General features: G+C 40.5%; 23 protein-coding genes and 1 riboswitch. Of the genes, 8 read left to right on the top strand and 15 right to left on the bottom strand.

Annotation, left to right across the window (positions count from 1 at the left end; translation table 11 throughout):
- Positions 1-17 precede the first annotated feature (17 nt).
- The gene (locus ACYX4O_RS07400) at positions 18-1,256 is read left to right on the top strand and encodes an MFS transporter (protein WP_476355955.1); all 1,239 of its coding nucleotides are present in this window, start codon (positions 18-20) and stop codon (positions 1,254-1,256) included.
- Here the strand turns inward: ACYX4O_RS07400 and ACYX4O_RS07395 are convergent.
- The 3 genes from ACYX4O_RS07395 to ACYX4O_RS07385 are packed head-to-tail and all read right to left on the bottom strand — an operon-like array spanning position 1,191 to position 3,404.
- A complete protein-coding gene (locus ACYX4O_RS07395; protein ID WP_476355953.1) occupies positions 1,191-1,994 on the bottom strand; it encodes a helix-turn-helix domain-containing protein in 804 nt (267 codons plus the stop codon). The genes ACYX4O_RS07400 and ACYX4O_RS07395 overlap by 66 nt on opposite strands.
- An 18-nt stretch (positions 1,995-2,012) precedes the next feature.
- Positions 2,013-2,363: a cupin domain-containing protein gene (locus tag ACYX4O_RS07390; protein WP_476355951.1), complete on the bottom strand. Its 351-nt coding sequence runs from the start codon at positions 2,361-2,363 to the stop codon at positions 2,013-2,015.
- Positions 2,364-2,375: 12 nt separating this feature from the next.
- Positions 2,376-3,404 carry a serine hydrolase domain-containing protein gene (locus ACYX4O_RS07385; RefSeq protein ID WP_476355949.1) on the bottom strand — a complete coding sequence of 343 codons (1,029 nt, stop codon included), beginning with the start codon at positions 3,402-3,404 and terminating at the stop codon, positions 2,376-2,378.
- 210 nt (positions 3,405-3,614) lie between these two features.
- On the opposite strand from ACYX4O_RS07385, the gene ACYX4O_RS07380 reads away from it, so the two are divergent.
- Positions 3,615-4,100: an ArsR/SmtB family transcription factor gene (locus ACYX4O_RS07380; RefSeq protein ID WP_476355947.1), complete on the top strand. Its 486-nt coding sequence runs from the start codon at positions 3,615-3,617 to the stop codon at positions 4,098-4,100.
- 29 nt (positions 4,101-4,129) lie between these two features.
- Positions 4,130-5,353 carry an MFS transporter gene (locus tag ACYX4O_RS07375; protein WP_476355945.1) on the top strand — a complete coding sequence of 408 codons (1,224 nt, stop codon included), beginning with the start codon at positions 4,130-4,132 and terminating at the stop codon, positions 5,351-5,353.
- Positions 5,354-5,491: 138 nt separating this feature from the next.
- Here the strand turns inward: ACYX4O_RS07375 and ACYX4O_RS07370 are convergent, their stop codons facing one another.
- The 4 genes from ACYX4O_RS07370 to ACYX4O_RS07355 all read right to left on the bottom strand — a co-directional run bounded on the left by ACYX4O_RS07370 (position 5,492) and on the right by ACYX4O_RS07355 (position 9,291).
- A complete protein-coding gene (locus ACYX4O_RS07370) occupies positions 5,492-6,502 on the bottom strand; it encodes a FecCD family ABC transporter permease (protein ID WP_476355943.1) in 1,011 nt (336 codons plus the stop codon).
- A complete protein-coding gene (locus tag ACYX4O_RS07365; RefSeq protein ID WP_476355941.1) occupies positions 6,499-7,503 on the bottom strand; it encodes a FecCD family ABC transporter permease in 1,005 nt (334 codons plus the stop codon). Before ACYX4O_RS07365 ends, ACYX4O_RS07370 begins: the two co-directional genes overlap by 4 nt.
- Before the next feature lie 62 nt (positions 7,504-7,565).
- Positions 7,566-8,495, bottom strand: a complete 930-nt coding sequence (locus ACYX4O_RS07360; RefSeq protein WP_476355939.1) for an iron-hydroxamate ABC transporter substrate-binding protein — start codon at positions 8,493-8,495, stop codon at positions 7,566-7,568.
- On the bottom strand, positions 8,446-9,291 hold the full coding sequence (locus ACYX4O_RS07355; RefSeq protein WP_476355937.1) for an ABC transporter ATP-binding protein: 846 nt from the start codon (positions 9,289-9,291) through the stop codon (positions 8,446-8,448). The genes ACYX4O_RS07360 and ACYX4O_RS07355 overlap by 50 nt, the downstream gene beginning before the upstream one ends.
- Positions 9,292-9,425: 134 nt before the next feature.
- Between ACYX4O_RS07355 and ACYX4O_RS07350 the strand changes: the two genes are divergently transcribed.
- Positions 9,426-10,472, top strand: coding sequence for an NAD(P)/FAD-dependent oxidoreductase (locus ACYX4O_RS07350; RefSeq protein ID WP_476355936.1), 1,047 nt, complete (start codon positions 9,426-9,428; stop codon positions 10,470-10,472).
- A 173-nt stretch (positions 10,473-10,645) separates the two neighbouring features.
- Here the strand turns inward: ACYX4O_RS07350 and ACYX4O_RS07345 are convergent, their stop codons facing one another.
- The 4 genes from ACYX4O_RS07345 to ACYX4O_RS07330 all read right to left on the bottom strand — a co-directional run bounded on the left by ACYX4O_RS07345 (position 10,646) and on the right by ACYX4O_RS07330 (position 12,397).
- Positions 10,646-11,263, bottom strand: coding sequence for an NUDIX hydrolase (locus tag ACYX4O_RS07345; protein ID WP_476355935.1), 618 nt, complete (start codon positions 11,261-11,263; stop codon positions 10,646-10,648).
- A 102-nt stretch (positions 11,264-11,365) separates the two neighbouring features.
- Positions 11,366-11,614, bottom strand: a complete 249-nt coding sequence (locus ACYX4O_RS07340; RefSeq protein WP_476355934.1) for a hypothetical protein — start codon at positions 11,612-11,614, stop codon at positions 11,366-11,368.
- Positions 11,615-11,746: 132 nt separating this feature from the next.
- Complete coding sequence (locus ACYX4O_RS07335; protein ID WP_476355933.1) at positions 11,747-12,106, bottom strand: hypothetical protein; 360 nt, start codon at positions 12,104-12,106, stop codon at positions 11,747-11,749.
- 36 nt (positions 12,107-12,142) lie between these two features.
- Positions 12,143-12,397: a hypothetical protein gene (locus ACYX4O_RS07330; RefSeq protein ID WP_476355932.1), complete on the bottom strand. Its 255-nt coding sequence runs from the start codon at positions 12,395-12,397 to the stop codon at positions 12,143-12,145.
- 132 nt (positions 12,398-12,529) lie between these two features.
- On the opposite strand from ACYX4O_RS07330, the gene ACYX4O_RS07325 reads away from it, so the two are divergent.
- The 3 genes from ACYX4O_RS07325 (at position 12,530) to ACYX4O_RS07315 (ending at position 14,637) form a co-directional block, all read left to right on the top strand.
- Positions 12,530-13,006 (top strand): DUF2975 domain-containing protein, encoded by a 477-nt coding sequence (locus ACYX4O_RS07325; RefSeq protein WP_476355931.1) that lies wholly within the window; start codon positions 12,530-12,532, stop codon positions 13,004-13,006.
- 11 nt (positions 13,007-13,017) lie between these two features.
- Positions 13,018-13,233, top strand: coding sequence for a helix-turn-helix domain-containing protein (locus ACYX4O_RS07320; RefSeq protein WP_188653205.1), 216 nt, complete (start codon positions 13,018-13,020; stop codon positions 13,231-13,233).
- A 351-nt stretch (positions 13,234-13,584) separates the two neighbouring features.
- Positions 13,585-14,637, top strand: coding sequence for a M14 family metallopeptidase (locus tag ACYX4O_RS07315; protein WP_476355930.1), 1,053 nt, complete (start codon positions 13,585-13,587; stop codon positions 14,635-14,637).
- 125 nt (positions 14,638-14,762) lie between these two features.
- Here the strand turns inward: ACYX4O_RS07315 and ACYX4O_RS07310 are convergent, their stop codons facing one another.
- Complete coding sequence (locus ACYX4O_RS07310; protein WP_476355928.1) at positions 14,763-15,344, bottom strand: cell wall hydrolase; 582 nt, start codon at positions 15,342-15,344, stop codon at positions 14,763-14,765.
- Between the two features lie 175 nt (positions 15,345-15,519).
- On the opposite strand from ACYX4O_RS07310, the gene ACYX4O_RS07305 reads away from it, so the two are divergent.
- Positions 15,520-15,762: a YuzF family protein gene (locus tag ACYX4O_RS07305; RefSeq protein ID WP_476355926.1), complete on the top strand. Its 243-nt coding sequence runs from the start codon at positions 15,520-15,522 to the stop codon at positions 15,760-15,762.
- Positions 15,763-16,302: 540 nt separating this feature from the next.
- Here ACYX4O_RS07305 and ACYX4O_RS07300 read toward each other — a convergent pair.
- The 3 genes from ACYX4O_RS07300 to ACYX4O_RS07290 all read right to left on the bottom strand — a co-directional run bounded on the left by ACYX4O_RS07300 (position 16,303) and on the right by ACYX4O_RS07290 (position 19,705).
- The gene (locus ACYX4O_RS07300) at positions 16,303-17,421 is read right to left on the bottom strand and encodes an MFS transporter (protein WP_476355924.1); all 1,119 of its coding nucleotides are present in this window, start codon (positions 17,419-17,421) and stop codon (positions 16,303-16,305) included.
- A 164-nt stretch (positions 17,422-17,585) separates the two neighbouring features.
- Positions 17,586-18,131 (bottom strand): TetR/AcrR family transcriptional regulator, encoded by a 546-nt coding sequence (locus ACYX4O_RS07295; protein ID WP_476355922.1) that lies wholly within the window; start codon positions 18,129-18,131, stop codon positions 17,586-17,588.
- A gap of 698 nt (positions 18,132-18,829) precedes the next feature.
- On the bottom strand, positions 18,830-19,705 hold the full coding sequence (locus tag ACYX4O_RS07290) for a 5'-methylthioadenosine/S-adenosylhomocysteine nucleosidase (protein WP_476357035.1): 876 nt from the start codon (positions 19,703-19,705) through the stop codon (positions 18,830-18,832).
- Positions 19,706-19,920: 215 nt separating this feature from the next.
- Positions 19,921-20,024: riboswitch (purine riboswitch) on the bottom strand.
- Positions 20,025-20,135 lie beyond the last annotated feature (111 nt).

Genomic DNA, 20,135 nt, shown 5'->3' with positions numbered 1-20,135 from the left:
TAGGTAGAGGTGATCCTATGTATAAACTCATTATAAAAAAACAATCTATCCGAAATTATATGTTAGCTGGTGGTATTTCCCGGTTAGGGGATTCTCTTGCTGGTATGGCTTTTTTATTCTTAGCTTATGAGCTTACGGAATCAACATTACTGACATCCGTGATGGCTATGGCCGAAACTGTACCTTATTTACTGTTTGGATTAGTTGGGGGAGCGATTGCAGATGTTTGGCCAACAAAGAAATTATTAATCCTTTCCGATATGATCAGAATCCCTTTAGCCCTAGCTGTTGTCTTACTATATGAAGCCGACCTACTCTATTATCCCTCTTTACTCGTAATTAGCTTTCTTATACAAAGTGTAGGCTGCTTCTTTAACCCGGCTCATCGTTTAGTACTTCCTCAAATTACGAATCTATCCGAAAGAACAGCCGCAAATAGCCTTTACGATACACTTACGAGGGGAGTCACGGTTTTAAGTCCAATCTTGTCCATTTGGCTTATTGATACATTTGGGTTTGTCCATTTTTTTACGGTTGATGCAATTACATATTTGGTGAGCGCTGTACTCATTTACAAGATCCCCATTCATAAAAAAACTCAGAAAGGGTTTACTTCCTTAAAAAAAGTCCATGCACACATTCGCGAATTTGCCTGTTGGAGCCTATCACATGCTGTGTTAAAGCGCTTATTTCTATCTACATTTGTTATTGTATTGTTGAATACGTGGGTGTGGGACGTTGGATTACTAATCGCTTTAAATGAAATGAGTCAACAACCTGAAAAAATTTATACAACTTTGCAAGGAGTTTATGGAATTACAGTTATTCTCACCAATATCTTAATCCCCTTCTTTTTCAAGAAAATGAGCTTGAAGACATATTTCACAGGAACTATTATTTGGGGAACCGGACTTACTTATTACGCGTTATTATACGATATCCACCATTTCTTTATTGGTGTAATCATTGTTGGGATAGGTTTACCGCTAGCAGGATTAACGCGTGTATATCTGTTACAAACCATTGTCCCCGACGATAAGCTAGGAAGAGCGTTTAGCTTTAATGCAGTGCTTTTGTACTTAGCAAACACTTTGGCATTGTTCATCTGTGGCTTCCTGGCCACCCTATTCTCTGTGCAACTCATTATGATTGTAAATGGAGCGCTTATTCTAACTGTTTCGATTATAGGCTTACTTCATTCTTCTGTGTTGTCTTCGAAACATAGTCGGCGTTTTATGGTAAACCTTTTTAAATAGAGTATTGTACGAAGAAACACTATGAAAACCATGTCTAAGAGCTATCTCTAAGACAGGTTTACTTGTAACCACTAAGTCTGTTTGACTACGTATGAGACGATAAGTTTGCAGCCATGAATAAGGGGACATTCCCGTTTTTCTCTTAAATTGATGAGCAAACTGATACTTATTTACGCCGTAAACAGTAGCCATTTCTTCTAAGGTCCAATCAAACGTGTAACTTTCTCTTAAAGCATCCATCACTCTTTGTAAATTCTCCTCAGACTTTAATGACGGAAACTCTCCCAGGTGAGAGCCATTTCCGTATTTCACAAGCAAAAGTGCGAGTTGGGGAATACTGTGATCGAGAAAGTAGTCTATTCCCTTTTCATCATGTGCTTCTTCTATATAATCTCTTACAAATGTACTCCATTGGGTGAGACGGGGATGCTTATAGGAAAACCTTGCAAATTCTATATCTGTATTTATCCCTGTTCCGTACTGACACTCTTTTATAGTGTCAGTATTTAACTCAATCAAAAACTTCTCTTTTGTTGCTTGAAGTTGTTTATGAGGATCGTTCGGGTTAAACACCATAAAACTATCTTTTGGTATGGATAGATCTCCTATAGGCGTTTGATACTTCCCTTTTCCTAGAGGAGAAAAGATAACTTTATAACATGGATCTGTTCTCCAATCTCGTTCATCCAATCTTTCCTTTCGTTTTAAAAGTGCTCCGTTCTTATGTTCTATCAGCAACTTCTATTCCCCTTTATATCATTGTGACGCCATCAAAGAAGGTGTAACTCCGTCCCCTTCAATAACAATAGCAATTAACCCTTTTTCAGTACGGGTCTCATGCTTCTCCCCTTTCTCCCAGAAAACGGCTTCACCTTCAGAGATCGAAACATACTCTTGCTCCTCACCGCACACCGTCCCTTCACCTTTAACAACAAGAAGCAACTGGTTAACAACAGCCGGATGATACCCAATTCTCCCGCCCTCTTGTAAATGCATGCACGTAACATATGCTTTTTCCTCTGTCACTACTACCTTAGACATAATGAAATCCGAGCCGAATTCTGTAATAGGCTTCCCTACTCTTTCATCAAAACGAAACCACTCCATACCCATCCCACCTTAGTCAATTAGTGTGTCTTCTACTGCTTTCATCACATCATACGCGTCATCACTATGGTTAGAAGGGACAGCGAGTATAACATGATTACTGGGATAATAAGCTGAGTGAAAACTTACACCAGGATCATACCCCATGACATGGTATTTATAGATGTGTTCATCCTTTTTGTGAATCCATAACCCATAGCCATAGTAAACGTCTTTCCTAACATCAACATGGGCAGTAAACATTTCGTGCTGTGTTTCTTCTCCTAGAAGACGCCCTTCTATAAGTGCCTTCCATAGCCTCCCCATATCAGGTGCGGTTACGTATGCCCCACCATCAGCTCCCCCAATTACTGGGATAGAATACTGGTTGGTTTTCCATGATCCATCCTCTAACTCCACATACCCATAAGCCACATTACTTGGTAGCTGATCAAGAGCAAAGTATCCCGAACTCATCATCCCAGCTGGTTTCAACACGTGCTCCTCTATGTATTCCTGAAACTTCATACCCGTCTGAGCTTCTATCACAAGCCCGAGTAAGATATACCCCGCATTGTTATAATGAAAATCGTCACCAGGTTGAAATTTCATTCTCCTTTTTTCAAACATTGGTAAGAAATCGCTGCAATTCCTGAGTGTATACATAGGAACAGTCTTCCATAGTGCTTCAAAATCATCCATGTCCTCTTCATCAAAATAATCAGGAATGCCCGATGTATGGGTGAGTAAATGATGGATGGTAATCCCTTCGTCAAAGGTAGGAAAAGTTTGATCAACACAATGGGATAGTTTTGAGTAAAACGAGATGGCCCCTTTATCAACAAGTTGACAGATGGCAATAGCTGTGAATAATTTGCACCCAGAAGCAATTCCGAAACGGGTATCTATAGTATTCTTTCTTCCTTCTGAACGATCGGCATCTCCCCCTGCTGCTTCAAATAAGACTTCGTTCTTTTGCTCTATATAGATCGATCCAGAGAAATGTGTTCGTAACATCTGATCCTCAAGCTTCTGCCGAATCGCAATAGCTGATCGATTCATATTTAACCGCACTCCTTTTTTACATTTATCTACACTATTTCCTTCTAATGCTATTTCAAGCTTAACAGAGAATATCCTTTATTTTCTAGAAGAATGGTCCTTTTAAAGTTAAATGTTGACATTTGCACTTACAAATCGTACCATGTTTATAAATAATTAAATTTGTATTTGCAAATCGATTTGTAAATACAAATAGGAAAGGTGATTATAATGAACAACAAACATGAGATGAACAAAGAAGTCATGAACGTTAATTGGGAGCAACAAAAAGTACTATCTAATCCGCTAAGATCAAGATTGGTAGCTTTGCTGTATGAACAATCTATGACACCCAAACAAGTAGCCAATCTAGTGGGAAAAAACCCTGGAACTGTTTACTATCATATTCAACAGCTTGTGAAGCACGATATCTTAGAAATTGAGAGCATTAATACCGAAAAAGGGATTGTAGAAAAGTATTATAAATCTAAAGCTAATGTATTTAAAAAGCCCGACGAAGGCTATCCAGCAGGTCAGGTTGATGGTAAGACTACAAATATTTATTTATCCAAGAAACTTTTAGATCAATTCAGTGAAGAGGTAGAGGACCTTCTCTTTAAATATGGACACTTATCATATAAAGAAAAGGGTCATGAGGAACAGATACCATATGCTATTGAATTTCTTATAAAAGAATACAAAGGTGAGGAGGAATAATACAAATGAAAAAAATATCTCCATTTGTAATGGAAAGAAATTTTTTGATACTTATGTTAGGTGTTTTTGTTAACGCATTAGGGAGCGGAATTTACTCCGTCGCAGGGATGTTACTCGTTTTGAATGTAAGCGGAAGTGTTCTTTATTCTGGATTTGCATTTTTTGCGATTACCTTAGCAAGTACATTATCTTTCTTAATTGCCCCATTAGCTAACTACGCTAAATATAAGAATAGTTTAGTTTATAGCAACCTTATTAAAGCGATCATTTTATTCACCATACCATTAGTAAACTACACTATTGGATTACATGTATGGTATGTGATTATCTTGCTATTTATCACCGCTCTCTTCACTCAATATACTTATCCAATCGAATCTACTATCTTGCCTATAATCGTCGGAAAAGACCATGTTATTGAAGCAAACTCCTATTTACAAACGATTCGCGAATCAATGGATATTGCTTTCATTGCAGGGGCAGGTATACTCATTTCCATTATAGGTACGATTCCATCTATCACGATTACCGCTCTATGCCTAATCCTCGTATCCACCCTATATGCATTTTTTAACTTCCAACAACCAGAACAGGTAAGAGAAAAATCAAAGTCTTTTTTATCTGCCATAACGATTTATCTAACAGACCTAAAAGCTGGGTTTAACTATATAAGTAATTCGTTAGTTACACATATGATATTTTCATTAGTCTTTGTCAATCTCTCCATGGCCATTATGACAACCAACTTACCTGCCTTTTCACTTATAAAGGGGGATGGTGTTGAAGCGGTGTATGGCTTTTATTTAGCTTCTATGTCACTAGGAATTTTGATCGGTTCAATTCTTTCTACGAAACTAAAATATATCAATTTCGGAAAGTTAATCATCACTACATTTGCAGGTACAGGTTTTATGTGGATTGGGACCTCCCTTTTACCATTAATCCCGTCTATGATTTTATTCTCTTCTGGTGCCATTTCCATAGGGATCCTTAACATCCTTGTCTTTTCATCCATTCAGAAACAAGTAGAGACAGCTTATATCGGAAGGGTCATTACTGTCTTAACTAGCTCAGCAGCTTTAGGAATGCCCATAGGTTCTCTGATCGGTGGAGTTTTAGGTGAAACTTTTGCTCCAGAGATCCCCGTTATGATCTGCGGTATTTCAATGATTATCTTCAGTCTATTCTGGTTAAGCAGCTCTGTATTACGTAAACTTCCTAGGATCGACCATGTACATTTGTTTAGTTCATAAGTGCTTTCATTAAAAACGTATTTAATAAGACGTGTCATTATACAACCGATAACATAAAAAAGTGGCTTCAAAATCTATTAACAGATTTTGAAGCCACTTTAGATAAAAATTAAAGCTGGTGGGTTAGGTAATAAATAATCATGTCTTCCGAATAAGAAGATAAATAAAGTAAGGTGCTCCAATCAGAGCAGTCATAATACCAGCAGGAATTCCTTCAGGGTCCATCACATTTCGTCCTACTGTATCAGCAATTAATAATAGGAGACCCCCTAAAAGAATTGATATAGGGATGAAACTTTGAGCTCTTGGGCCGATTAGAGCTTTTGCCAAATGAGGAGCCAATAGACCAATAAAGGCGATTCCACCTGTCACGGAGACTGATGCTGCAGCTAAAGCCACGGCAGCGATGAGAAGTGTAACACGTTCTCTTTCAATAGATACGCCTGCTCCGATGGCAACAGGTTCACTTAGACTTAACAAATTCATCCGATTTGCCTTGTAAAGTGTATAAGGAATAAGGAGGATGAGCCACGGAAGTAAGGCCAGAACAAAAGGCCAGTCCGTTCCCCATATGTTTCCTGCTAACCAGTTAGCAATAAAATCGACTTTCGTACGTTCTGCAGAGGAAATAAGAATGATCATAGACCCTGATAAAGCCATAGCAAACCCAATTCCGACAAGGACTAATCGAACAGGTTGGAAACCAACGTGCTTTTGATACGAGAAGAAATAAATTAGAGCAGCTGTAACAATGGCCCCTAGGAATCCAACAGCTGGAATCATGTATACAAATGTCTCTACTTGTATAGGAAAGAACAAAAAGTATACGGCGATTCCAACTCCAGCACCTGCATTAATCCCAATAATGCCAGGGTCAGCGAGATCATTTCTCGTAATACTTTGCAGAATCGCACCCGATAGCGCAAGAGCCATTCCTGCCAACACGGTAATCACAATCCTCGGTAGTCTAACGGAGAATATCACAAACGATTCCTTAAATGTCCCGTCCCCCATAAGTGTCGGGATGATACGGTCAAATGATACAGCAGAATACCCAAGACCTGTTGCTACAAATGCCGTAGCGATCATAGAAAACGTAAGCAAAGCTACTAGTAGACGTTGTTTTCGTACAAGTTTCGGATGAATCATGAGAACACGCCCCCTCCCTTTTTCACGATATATAAGAAGAAAGGCAGACCAAGAAGCGCAATAATAGCTGCTACGGGCGTTTCGTAAGGCGCGTTAATTGTTCTCCCTGCCGTATCCGCTACTAGCATAAACGCCGCTCCAATAAGAACTGATAATGGAATAATATACCTATAATCTGTTCCTACCATCGCCCGGACGATATGCGGGATCATAAGCCCGATAAATACCATATTTCCAACTAACGCAACGGCTGACCCAGCTAGTATGATTACGACGGTAAATAAGGCTAATTTGATAAAGGTTACCTTCTGACCTAAGCCGACAGCTAGTTCTTCGTTTAGACTTAAAATGGTGAGTTGTTTCGATAAGATAAGAGCTACTAAGATCCCTATAACAATAATAGGTGTAATTAGCTGAAGTTGATTCCAGGAGGTTCCCATTAAACCACCTGCAGTCCACATCGTAATATCTTTTGAAACGTGAAAATATAGGCCAATAAATTCTCCAATCGCTGTAAGGAAAGCCGAAACTGCTGCTCCTGCTAATACAATTCGAAATGGAGAAAAGCCACCTCTTTTCATAGAGCCAATCCCCATCACAAGACCTGCACCAATCGCAGCCCCAATAAAGCAAGCAACCGTGATCCAAATGTAATTGGCCCCAGGTAGTAACGCAAGCGCAATCGCTAGTGCCATGTTTGCGCCTGAAGTTAATCCAAGAAGACCTGGATCGGCAAGAGGGTTTTTGGTAAGTCCTTGCATAATCGCACCGGACACAGCAAGTGCTGCTCCGACCACGATTGCGCCCACTTCACGCGGTAGACGGATCTCCGACAAAAGAAGGGTTGCTTCATTTTCTGCATCTGTCATAAACGTCACCCATATGTCTTTAAAGGAAAGATCCGCTGCTCCTAAGCGCAAAGCGATTAGGAAAGAGAGAACACAAAGGACGCTTCCGATAGTAAGTTGAATAGGAAAGGATAGTTTTTTCATTCTCATCATCTTTCTACAATAAATTGTTGGCTATGTAAAAAAGAGGATCACTGGGTGATCCTCTTTTTTTATTATTTACCTAGGAAGGCTTCTTTAAAGTAATCAAGCTGGTAATCTAGCGTATTTGGATCATTAAAGTAGAAGGATTTTGCATCTACTTCAAATACTTGATCGTTCTTTACAGCTGGAATGTTCTGATACGTTTTCGTTTCCTGGAATGAGTTATCCTGTTCACTGTTTTTACTAAAGATCATGTAATCTCCTGCGTACTCTGGAAGTACTTCAGGTGAGATCGCGTAGTAGCCTGGTTCAAGCGCCATTTCCTTAACTTTCTCAGGCATTTTCAGATCCATTGCTTGATAAAGTATTTCTGTACCGCGTCCCCAGCTATCCCCGAATACGTAGATTTGCTTGTCGAACTTCTCGATAACAGAAACCGTTGCGTCTTCACCAATCTTATCCTTAATTCTCTCTCCTGCTTCCTTGGCGCGTTGCTCGAAATCTTCTACCCATTCACGAGCTTGTTCTTCTTTATTTACGAGTTTACCAATCTCAATATGTTGCTCAAGATAATCAGCTTTCCCATACGTATACGTAACCGTCGGAGCGATTTCTTTTAACTTATCAATATTCTTTGTTGTAGATAATCCAATAATAAGGTCAGGATCCATTTCAATAATTTTTTCAAGGTTATCAGCTGTTACAGCCTCTACTCCTTCTAGCTTATCCTCGAATCTTGGGTTGTTCTTTGACCAAGAATCAACCCCCACCATATTGACATCAAGGTTAATTAAGTTCCCGGCAAAAGAGGATAAAACGACAACACGTTCAGGATTTTCAGGGACTTCTACAGGTCCATTTTCCGATTCGTATGTAAAGGTTTCTGAACCTGTTTCTTCTTTCTTAGTTGTGTCTTCTTCTGTATTCCCTCCTGCACTACTGGAGCAAGCACTAAGAACAAGCGCTAGCATAAGAAGCAGTGTGATTTGAACCTTCTTCATTTTGTTGTTCTCCCTTCCATAAGTTGTATGTTATACACATTGGTTTATTTGTTCTCGGATCGCGCCCTATGTCTGCATCTATACTGAACACGTCTCTTAGGACCTCACGCTGAATAACATCTTCCGGGCTCCCAGCTTTCACAATCTCTCCGTCTTTCATAGCCACTATATAATCAGCAAAACGAGCGGCTTGATTCAAGTCATGAAGGACCATTACGATTGTCCGTCCTTCCTCTTGATTCAGCTTTTGCAACAGTTCAAGCACCTCTAGCTGGTGAGCCATATCAAGGTACGTTGTTGGCTCATCGAGGAAAATCATATCCGTTTCCTGAGCAAGTGACATCGCAATCCAAACCCGCTGGCGTTGCCCACCTGATAAGGAATCAACTGCCTGGTATTTAAATTCCGCTGTGCCTGTTACATCTAGCGCCCACTCAATGACTTCCATATCTCGCTTTGTTAAACGACCGAATCCTTTCTGATACGGAAATCGGCCATAGGAAACAAGTTCACCAACTGTTAACCCACTAGCCCCTTCAGGATTCTGAGGCAAAATAGCTAGCTTTCGAGCGAGCTCTTTCGTATTCTGTCGCGTAATGGATTCACCATCCAACAGAATCGAACCGGATTGATGGGAAAGAATCCGAGTCATCGCTTTTAAGAGCGTAGACTTCCCACAGCCATTCGAACCAATGATGGTGGTTATTTGTTGATCAGGGATCTCAACGTGTAAGTCCTTCACTATCGTCTTATCCCCGTATCCTACATTTACGTTTTCAGTAAAAAGGCGAGACATATGGATCCTCCCAATTCGATATTGTGTACATTTAATGTTGATAATGATTATCACTAGCAGTACAATGTAACTATAATGGGAATGAGAATCGATGTCAACTGCGAGTTTGCTGATTGAATAAAGGAGTGGAACGAATGCACAATGAAGAATGTTTTGACGTAACGATTATCGGTGGCGGACCTGCAGGCCTATACTCCGCGTTCTATAGTGGGTTGCGGGAACTGAAAACGAAAATTATAGAATTCCAACCTCAGCTTGGCGGGAAAGTTCACGTTTACCCTGAGAAAATTGTGTGGGACGTAGGAGGCTTGCTGCCGACTCCTGGTGAGAAATTGATTGAGAATATGGTAGAGCAAGGCCTCTCTTTTGACCCTGAAGTTGTTTTAGGAGAAAAGGTAGAATCCGTACAGAAAAACGAGGAGGGGATATTTGAGCTAACCGCTTCTTCAGGAACTGTTCATTATTCCAAGACGGTCATTGTTGCTGTAGGGAGCGGAATTTTACAGCCACAAAAGCTTCAGATTGATGGAGCGGAACGCTTTGAGGTTTCGAATCTCCACTACACCATTCAATCTTTAAAAGAATTTAAAGATAAAACCGTTCTTATTTCAGGCGGAGGTAATTCAGCCATCGATTGGGCGAACGAACTGACTCCAATTGCTGAGAAGGTGTACGTATCTTACCGCAAAGGAGAACTAAAAGGTCACGAAGCCCAAGTATCTCAACTGCTTGAAAGTTCAGCAACTTGTTTATTACATACAGAGATTACAAAACTATGTACCGATGATGGACATCACATTGAAACCGTAGAGCTCCACGACCATAAAAATGGTGAGTCGCTCTCTGTTGATGTAGATGAAGTTCTGATCAATCATGGCTTCGACCGAGATGCATCTCTTCTCGATCATAGTCCTCTCCCAGTTGAGCGGAAAGATCATTATTTTATTGCAGGAAATGAAAACAGTGAGTCTTCAATACCTGGGATGTATGCTGCTGGTGATATATTAGCTCACGAAGGGAAATTAAATCTCATTGCCGGTGCCTTCCAGGATGCTGCAAATGCTGTCAATAAAGCAAAGCAATACATTGAACCCGATGCAACGGCAAAGGCGATGGTATCTTCTCATAATGCAATTTTTAAAGAAAAGAACAAAGATATTGTGGAGAGTCTTGTGAGGTAGCTCTGTGAACCTTCTTATTAGACCTGTCCGTACTAGGGGGAGTGGCCTTGGCCCTATTTCGCTGCCGAGCTAGCGGCTAAAGTTACGGGGTTCTGACTCAAGTACTCCTCCATGCCCCGAACAAGCGTCTCAATCCAACAAGCAAAAAAAAGACCCGGCCAAATAGCCAGGTCTTATCGAATCATATGAATGAACGAACGGAGCACACGAGCTGTTAAGCCCCAGATGACGCGGTCGTTATACTGATAGAAATATTCTTCATACTTCCGGGCTTGCCATTCGTAATCTTCCCCATTACTAATTAAGTGATAAGGGAAGTCTGGATCCGGTTTGATCTCCATTTGGACATAATGCACGCTTGGATCATGCTCTACAAAGTATTGAAGAGGAACGGTAAACACTTCCGCTACTTCATCTGGATTTGGGGCTAGCTCTTTTTCTTCACAGTGAAGCAAGCCAACATACGCTTCAATTTTCATACCAAATGGCGAAATCATTTGACCAAAGGAATAGACATCGCTCATCGCACCAGGACGAACGCCAAGCTCCTCGGATGCCTCTCTTACAGCTGTATGCATAGGACCTTGATCGTCACGATCCATTTTTCCGCCCGGGAAACAAACTTCACCAGGCTGCCGTCTCATCGTATGAGAACGAACTTCAAACATAAGGTGGAGTTCATTTTCTTTTTCTATAATCGGTAAAAACAATGAGTACTTTTTCATTGATTCTTCCCCGATAATAGTTGGGGTGTGGTTTTCTAATTTGTCTTGTATGGCTTTCAGGTTCATGAATTCTCCCCCTTTCCCTACCCTTTACTATATCAGGTTTCCATGCATTCTCCATTCTTTACGCTTAAAATAAAAGGTGAAAGCCATTGGGGCTTTCACCTTTTATAAAGCGATTATGACAACAAATGTTGCCGCTACAAGTCCAAGAATAGTCCCAGTTACTTTCCTTCCACCGCTTCCCTTAAAGAAGCTGGCCACTAGTACAAAGTAAAGAATAGTTGCTGCAGCAATGAATATCAATCCTTCAACGATATAATCCATTTTGTACTCGCTAAAATACGCAGCAAAATAAAGCAACCAGGATACAATCGCCACGCCACCTATGATATAAAGAAAATTACGATCCTTCATGTAAATGTCCTCATTTCTTCTCTAAGCTACTTCCGTTATTTTACCCATTTTCATCACGAATGTCCATTCTCGTTGTTTCAAAAAGGATGCCTTCTTAGCTTTCTTAACGAGATGTTTGGTTCGTGTTATAAACTACATCTTTGAAATGCCCTGAATAAAATAGGTAAACAAAATACTAAGGGTGGAAAAGCAGCCAAGCGTAATGGATACAAACCGATTATAATTTACTTCCCGAATAGCACTCAAGTTCCCCAATATACCTAGAGAGAAACTGACAGGAAGAAAGATATGCTCAATCACTTGTGACGGAAGGTATGTGTAGCCACTTAATAGGAAAAAGAACCAATGCCCTACTAAAAAGCAACAGACTAAAAACGTGACCTTCTTCGGAAAAGGTCCAAAGCCTCTTTCTTGAATGATCTCTAAAAGCATATAAAAGATAAAAACAACAGTCACACTGAGGATCATGAGGAATAAAATTGAAAGACTCATATACGGAGTATCCTTTCTTCTATTAGATTTCACAAACTACGGCATCGACGTAACAGCTCCATAAATTAAAATCGTCGCCACTACTAAGAAAACCATAAAAAGACTTGTTCCACGTAAAATTAAACGTACTTTCCCACCATTTCTAAGCCTTTTTAGAACGATGAAGCCCGCTCCAATTGAAAGCACCCAACTTACGAGCCCCCACAAACTGTGAAAGATAAATGAATCCATCATCCAGGCAATAAAATAAGCAATATGTAACAAAATAAGCAACACAGCTAAAACAATCATAATACCTCCCCCTTTCTACATGTTCAGTTGCTCGAATCAAGAGAACGACTTTATTATAAACAGATAATTATTTATTGTAAAACAATAAATCGAATAGTATAATGAGGATATCATATATAAACGAGGTGCATTATGAAACGAGGAACGACGGTCTTTTTAAAAGTATCCCTTATCCTATTTGGAATCATTGTAGTTTCTTTAAGTTTATTCGCTCTTCCCCGGTTAGCTTCAGAAGCAGCACAATCTTATCCGGAGTTCAGCCATTTGCAGTATCCTGTATTAATCGGGATTAATTTAACGGTTGTTCCCTTTTTAATGGCTCTTTATCAGTCGTATCAACTTTTACAACTAATTGAAGAGAAAACAGCCTTCTCTGAGCGAGCTGTTGAATTACTTCGGAAGATTAAATACGATGCCCTTATTATTTTAGGAATGTACATTGTAGGAATGGTTATACTCATCACTCAAAGCGCTCTACAACCTGGAATTATTTTGATGTGGCTTGCCATCATCTTTGCCTGTCTCATTATTTCTGTCTTCTCCACCGTCCTGCAAGAATTGCTACAAAGTGCTGTAGATATAAAATCAGAAAACGACCTAACAGTTTGAGGTGAAATGACATGGCGATTATTATTAACATCGATGTGATGCTAGCGAAGCGAAAGATGAGTGTTACGGAACTCTCTGAACGGGTTGGAATCACAATGGCTAATATGTCCATATTAAAGAACGGTAAAGCTAAGGCCATCCGTGTGACTACTCTTGATGCGATTTGTAAAGCACTTGATTGTCAGCCTGGTGACATTTTGGAGTACCAAGAAGACGAAGCGGAATAAAACAAGAGCCACTCGCCATATGGGTGGCTTTTTCTACTTTATAGATGCTAGTTTATAAGGACTACCAGGGGACGCCCCTCACCTCTTTATTCACATCAAAACACCCACAAATATTTTTCTACATACTTCTTAGTTTTCATGCAATTACCTTCACGAACATACTTTTTTTGACAAAAAATGTAGTTCCTTTTACTCCAATCGAAAGAAGGATATTCCGTTAATCGTTCCATTAATAACCAAGACTTTTCATTCATTCTGCTAGTGAATATGAACGAATTCACAAATTTCTGAAAGGTATTTATCCAGAACAAGAAGAAGTGAACGCGTACAGACTTAAAGGAGGAATGACAAATGAAACGTAAACTTGTAACACTTACTTTAGCAGGAGCCCTAATTACTTCAACGGGTGCTTTCGCCAACACCGGTACCATTATTGCCGGTGAGAACGGACCAAATGGACCGAATTACAACGGGAATGAAACGATTAAGAATGAGCGCCTCCATTCCTATGAAGAAATGTCTGATTTCCTTCAAAAGCTTGATCAAAAATCAAAAGCCCTACAATTAGAGGTATTTGGACAATCTGTAAAGGATCGTGATTTGTATCTTGCGAAGTTTGGTATGAATGAAGATAACCCAACGATCCTCTTCCTGACACAACAACATGGGAATGAAACTTTAACCACTGAGGGAGCCCTTAAGCTGATCAAATACTTAACAAATAACAGTAAAGAAGTGAAACATATCATAGAAAATGTGAATATTCTTGTAGCTCCACGGCTAAATGTTGATGGTGCTGAAGGGGACGTTAACTTCTCATTAGATGATTATGTTTCAGGTACGCATACGAGGTACAATGCAAATGGGGTAGATTTAAACCGCGATCACGTTGACCGAGAACAACCAGAAACGAAAGCTTTACACGAGAACGTTTTGCAAAAATATAGCCCAGACTACATGATTGACCTTCACCATCAAGGCACACAAACAACTCTTGGTGACACAGGTGAGCTTGTATCTGGTTCGATCCTTTATCCAACGAATTCTGAAGTAGATGAAGAAGTTAGAGAACAATCAAAGAAATTAGGTGCGGTCGTGTACAACGCTGTTGACTCAAAAGGATACGGATTACTATCGAAATATCCTGGGGGAACTGCCCAAACGATTAGCCGAAATGGGCTTGCTGCTGAATACGGAATTTCTACTTTATTATTTGAGATGAGAGGCATGGCTGATCATTACCGTGAGGATTACGTGTTAGGTCAAAAGAGTAACGGATACTTGATTAAACAAGCTGTTGTAGCCATGAAATCTACTTTGAAGGCTTTAGCTGATGATACGTTAGAATCCACTGATGCCTCCTTCTGGGACACACTACCTGAAAGCAACTATTCCGGCGAATAAACTAATCAAAACGAGCCCTTAATCATAAGGGCTCGTTTTACTTTCCCTCACTCGACTCGTCATCTTTTCCACCTTCAATAAAAAAAAGCAAGCACTCATCGCGGAGTACTTGCTTTACTTATCCTTTACTTCATAAATACGTGATCACCAATAACCGTTGTCACTTCTTTTTGGCTTAAATAGTCACTTTGTGCTTTACCAGGATTATAGAAAAAGAGAGAGTCATTGTCATAACCTTGATAATCAAGAGCTTCTTCAACAGCACGCTTTGATTCAGGGCTAGCGGCCTCTTTAATCGTTCCATTTAATACAGGAGAAAACTGGATCCCATCATGAATAACACCATGAATAGAATTAGGGAAAAGATTACTTTCAACACGGTTTAAGACTACCGTAGCCACGGCTACTTTCCCTGCGTAACTCTCACCCTTAGCCTCCGCTTCTACAAGACGACTCAATAAATCCCTCTCATAGTCATCAGGAACAACAGGAAGCTTCAACTGCTCTCCAGCATGAATAGTGGACTCACCTTTATCATTCATCTCCTGAAGTTGTTTGTAAGATACTCCATATTTCGTTGCGATTGTATATATAGATTCGCCTTTTTGGACGGTATGAGTGTTGGCATGAGCTTCACTTTGGCCTGGGAATGAAAATGCGAAAATTGAACAAGTAATAGTTGCAATAATTCCTAATTTCTTTAACACGTTGTATCGACCTCCAAGTTGCTGTTTTCTGATATTAAGGTAACACAAGAGTTCACCTGTTTTCACTATTAATTGTTGCCACTACTGGAAGAGATAGCCGAAGGTAGCAAGGATGGGAACCCCTAGCCCACAAGTTGCATAGTGTATATGGACATTGGCCTAAGGAGGAAATCGAATGTATTATCAACACACAGGCTGGCGCGAAGGTTGGATGAACCCACAATACCAGACATTAGTTGACCCATTTGTCATTCAGCGCCTTCAATCCATAGTGGGGAATGAATTAATCATCGAAACAACAAAAGATACGACAAGAGGAACCTTAACAGAAGTACAGCCCGATCATATTGTACTTCAGATCGGAGATTCAACATTTTTCATACGTATTCAACAAATTGTCTCGATTATGCCTTTATAACTGCAGAGTATATAGAAGTAAATCACCGTATTGCAATCCCCATAGACAGCCTAGAACTACGAGTTTGAGGCTTTTTTGAGTACGCTGTTCAGTTCAAGTTTAGCCCGCTAATCTTAATCACTCGAATTTGAGACCTTGTAATGCGGAAGTGAACGTTACTGTATGAAGACTAAGACAGGCTTGGCAACAACTCGCTTTTCTACGGTTAGACCGATCCATTATCACTATGGCGACGTTTTTGTTTACTCTATAACAACGGAGGTGGTCCTGGGAAAATGCGAGACTCCCGCGGAAAGACGGGCTTCAGAGATCCCGCAGGGAGTGAAACGACTGAGGAAGCTCTGGAGTTCGTCCGCAGGAAAGCGAGCGTTTTCCAAGGACCACCTATCCCTCACTATGGCAAACAAAAACGTTATACTATACCGATTCAGTACCTATTTTTCTCAAGTTCAATAAAGATCAAAATAAAACTTTTATAGAACCACTTCGTAGAATACATGACTAAAGACGCTCCCTATGAATAGGAAGCGTCCCACCGAGTTATGCCGTGCGTAAGAAAGAAGCTACAATTGAAACGATGCCATATATACCAAACGTTAATGCGTATCCGATACCGCCTACTAACCCACCTGCAAGAATGGAACCGATCACTTGGCCAATGGATAGCATTAAGAAAGGAACACCGATGCCTAATGAAGCGTTTGATGAGAAAACACGGATCCCCCAAACAATAAGCAATCCCATCATAAACAAGTTTGCAATACCGAATAAAGCCGCTGCTGTATAGGCTAAGAATAGATCCCCGGGTGCCACGGCAAGCAAAATAGGAGCGATCCCCATCATGATACCAAATATCGTATAGGCCGCTTGCAAACCAATCTTCTCAATAACGGCACCACCAAGCCCACTTAACGTGCCAAATAGACCAATTACGATCCAAAATAAAGAGAGTTCTAGATTGGTATAATCACCTGAAACCTCGATATAAGAACGAGAGAATGTCCAGAAGCAAGCGCTAGAAGCTCCCATTAAGATCGATCCAATTACAATAGAAGGGCTTCCTTTTAAAGCGCTAAGCGACAAGCGTCCTTGTTCAAATCGAAGTGATGATTCTTCTTTTGGAATGATTTTGTAGTTCCAGATTAATACGATTAGTGCAATGGCTGCATAAATTAAATAAGTCATACGCCAATGGGGCGTCAGCAAAATGGCGGCCATTCCGGTTACCACAATTCCAATACTCGTACCAGAGTTAATCCATGTGTTGGCTTTACCTTGCAAGGGTTGTTTAATCCATAAGGCAATGGCTGCCCCATAAGGCGGAGACACGAGCCCTGTACTGCCTCCTGCCAATAGCACCCCAAGCGCAAGCACCCACTCTGATCTTGCCCCACTTATAATCAGTAGCCCAAACAAAGCAAATGAACCAGCGAGCAGGATCATTTGTCTTGGACCTTTCCTTGAGGTCATAACGGTTGAATAGAGAATTGTAAAACAGTAAGCAAGATAAAATAAAGAAGAGATAATACCAGATACTAGATCTGACATGCCAAAGGAGGCATGAATATTTGGTAGCAATAAGCCATAGCTATAGCGAGCTAATCCGTACGTGACCGCAATCATCGTTACGCCAGGAAAAACGAGTTTCGTAAATTTCATTATTCATTCCACCTTTTTATGAAATTTAGATAGAACGTTCTTTCTACTTTGTGTAAAAAAGATACGCTCACCTGTTGGGCAAGCAGATCGACGCAGTCACGCATTTGTTCCTATTAGTTTATGAGCTTATACGAAAAACGGTACCCAAAGTTCGGATGCCGTTTTTAGTGATAGGTCTTTAGTAATCGTTTTGTCATGGTAATGGCGTGTGCGGTTGCTTGCTCCGAATCTGTTATCTGTGTCATCGAGGTAGCACCTTCTAAAATCAATAAGAATTGATAAGAGAAATCCTTATGTTCCTTGATTCCTATGCTTTCCCCAAGTTCTTCAAAAAATCGGAGTAGCTTTGCTTTATGATCACGTGCAATTTGAGCGATGTCTGGATTGGTCTCTGCATATACTTCAATTGCTCTTAGAAACATACAACCTTGAGGAGATACGTCACTCAAAAATCGCCCGTGCTGTTCAGCTAATGTGACAAAGGGTATATCTGTATATTGATCAACCGTACCCATATACGCCCAATAGCGCTCCTCGCGGTGTCTTATAGACTCCTCGACTAACTTGTCCTTTGATGAGAAGTGATTATAAAGCGTCATGGTAGCGACATTGGCCTCTTGTATAATTTGTTTCAGACCAACACCGTGAAATCCGTAATCGTAAAATAATTGTTCAGCTACGTTTAAGAGTTGTTCCTTCTTCTTACTCAATGGCAAACCTCCAGTTTAGATAGAACGTTCATTCTACTTTAAAATTAGCACGGTAGGTGTGCTAAGTCAAAGATAAATTTTAAAAAAATAAGACTTTGTTACAGTTCAATCTTTATAATAGAGCTGTTTTAGAATTAGCGCAGGATTGTTGAAAATGGGAGAATGTTTCCGTCTGTGTTATTTGAGACTAAGGCGGTTGGGGAAATCACTCGCTTTCCGCGGCGAGCTGGGAAGCCTCCTCAGTCGCATTCGCTCCCTCCGGGGTCTCCCCTAGGCTCCTACTGCCGCAGGAGTCTCGCAATTCCCCCAACCACCTCTGCCATATAGGGTGTAACGGAAACATGCCATATGAGAAAACATCTCAGCTTTCATCACTTTTAAGTTGTGGGGCCATTCGGAAAACTACAGCATGGGTGTCTGGGGAACGGGGAGACTCCTGCGGGAGAAAGAGGTCGACGAGACCCCGGACTGAACGAAGTGAAGGAGGAGGCTCGACAGCTCGCCCGCGGAAAGCGAGTCGTTCCCCAGACACCCCAAGCTCTCAGCAAACGTAACGGCCCTATCTACACAAAAGTGTCTCAGCTTCGATTTGTTCCATATAAGGGGGGTTATGTGGAACAAATAAAAATTAACTATACAAATTAATAGAAACATAAATAAATACACATGCAGTCATGGGACTGCATGTGTAAACAAGGTTACTTCTCTAAGTTAGAAGAGATATATTCTTTTACAACTTCAAACACATATTCCTGGTTAGAGCTAGCTGTATCAGGGTTATACTGACCGCCATTTGTCTTGTTATTGGAAAGAATGCGAATGCCTAGGAATGGGACATCGTAGGCTTTTGCAATTTGTGCTCCTGCTGCGCCTTCCATTTCTTCAACAGACGTGCCGTAGTTTTCATGGAACCATTGAATGCGGTCGACTTCGTTATTCCATACATCCGCTGATCCGATTGTACCTTCGACAACTTTTCCTTCTGTATGCACGTCCTTAACTGCTTTCGCTGCTGCAAGGAGTTTTTCGTCCCCTTCATAGAATCGCGCTTTCTCTGCATTCGGGTCTTCACCAGCACTTCCTTCAGAGGCCATTAAGTCCATCGGGATCCAGTTCGTTGGCTCAATCCCTTCACCATCCGCGCGGTCTCCCGTTTTAAGAGATCCGATGTTGGTTGTTTTCTCACCTAATACAATATCAAATACATTTAAATTCGGATCATGTCCTCCAGAAGTACCCTGATTGATGATTGCTGCTGGATTGAAGAGTTCGATTGCAACGGCTGTTGCAGCTGCTGTATTTTCCATTCCCTTACCTGTCTTGGCAACGATGACAGGATATCCATCGAGCGTTCCTTTATAAAATACAAACGTTCCTGACGTTTCTTCTTCCACATCTGATAATTTCTCAGCGAACTTTTCAGCTTCAATAGGCATTGGTCCTTGAACAAGGATCGGTTGAGCCATTTCTTCCTCTGTTGTTTGTGACTCTGCTTTTGAACTACATCCTGCTAGTAAAATAAGAAATAATGCTGCAATGATGGCTACTTGCTTTGTGAATAGATTTTGCTTCATCTGTAATCGCTCCTTTTGAGTTCTCTTGTTGTCCCTTAAATCATTCACCGATCCTCCTGTAACTCGATCTACAGACTTACAAACCCCCATTAAAAAAGGCCTGGAATATGTAGAAACATTCTACCTTCCAGACCAGCAAGTTAAAGTATGAGAAAACTATACAGACGTACGTATAGCATTTCCTTTGAACAGCAACTAAAAAAGAAGAAGCCGTACATGTCTATACTTCAACTCGTAGTCTAGTTCTTTCAATGGGAACCAGGTAGAAACGCTCAGACCTTATTACTGAGAATATACGAGTGATATAATTTTTAGGTTGTTACAAGGCAACTGTAACAGATGCATACAACCATTTCAACAAAAAACGAATGTTTTTTATTTACAATAAATTATCGTTCGTATTTTTAACACTAAAAAATCTCTCTCCCAA

It is taken from the genome of Pontibacillus sp. ABV4_188, assembly GCF_056311905.1.
This window is presented reverse-complemented; position numbering and strand designations above follow the sequence as displayed.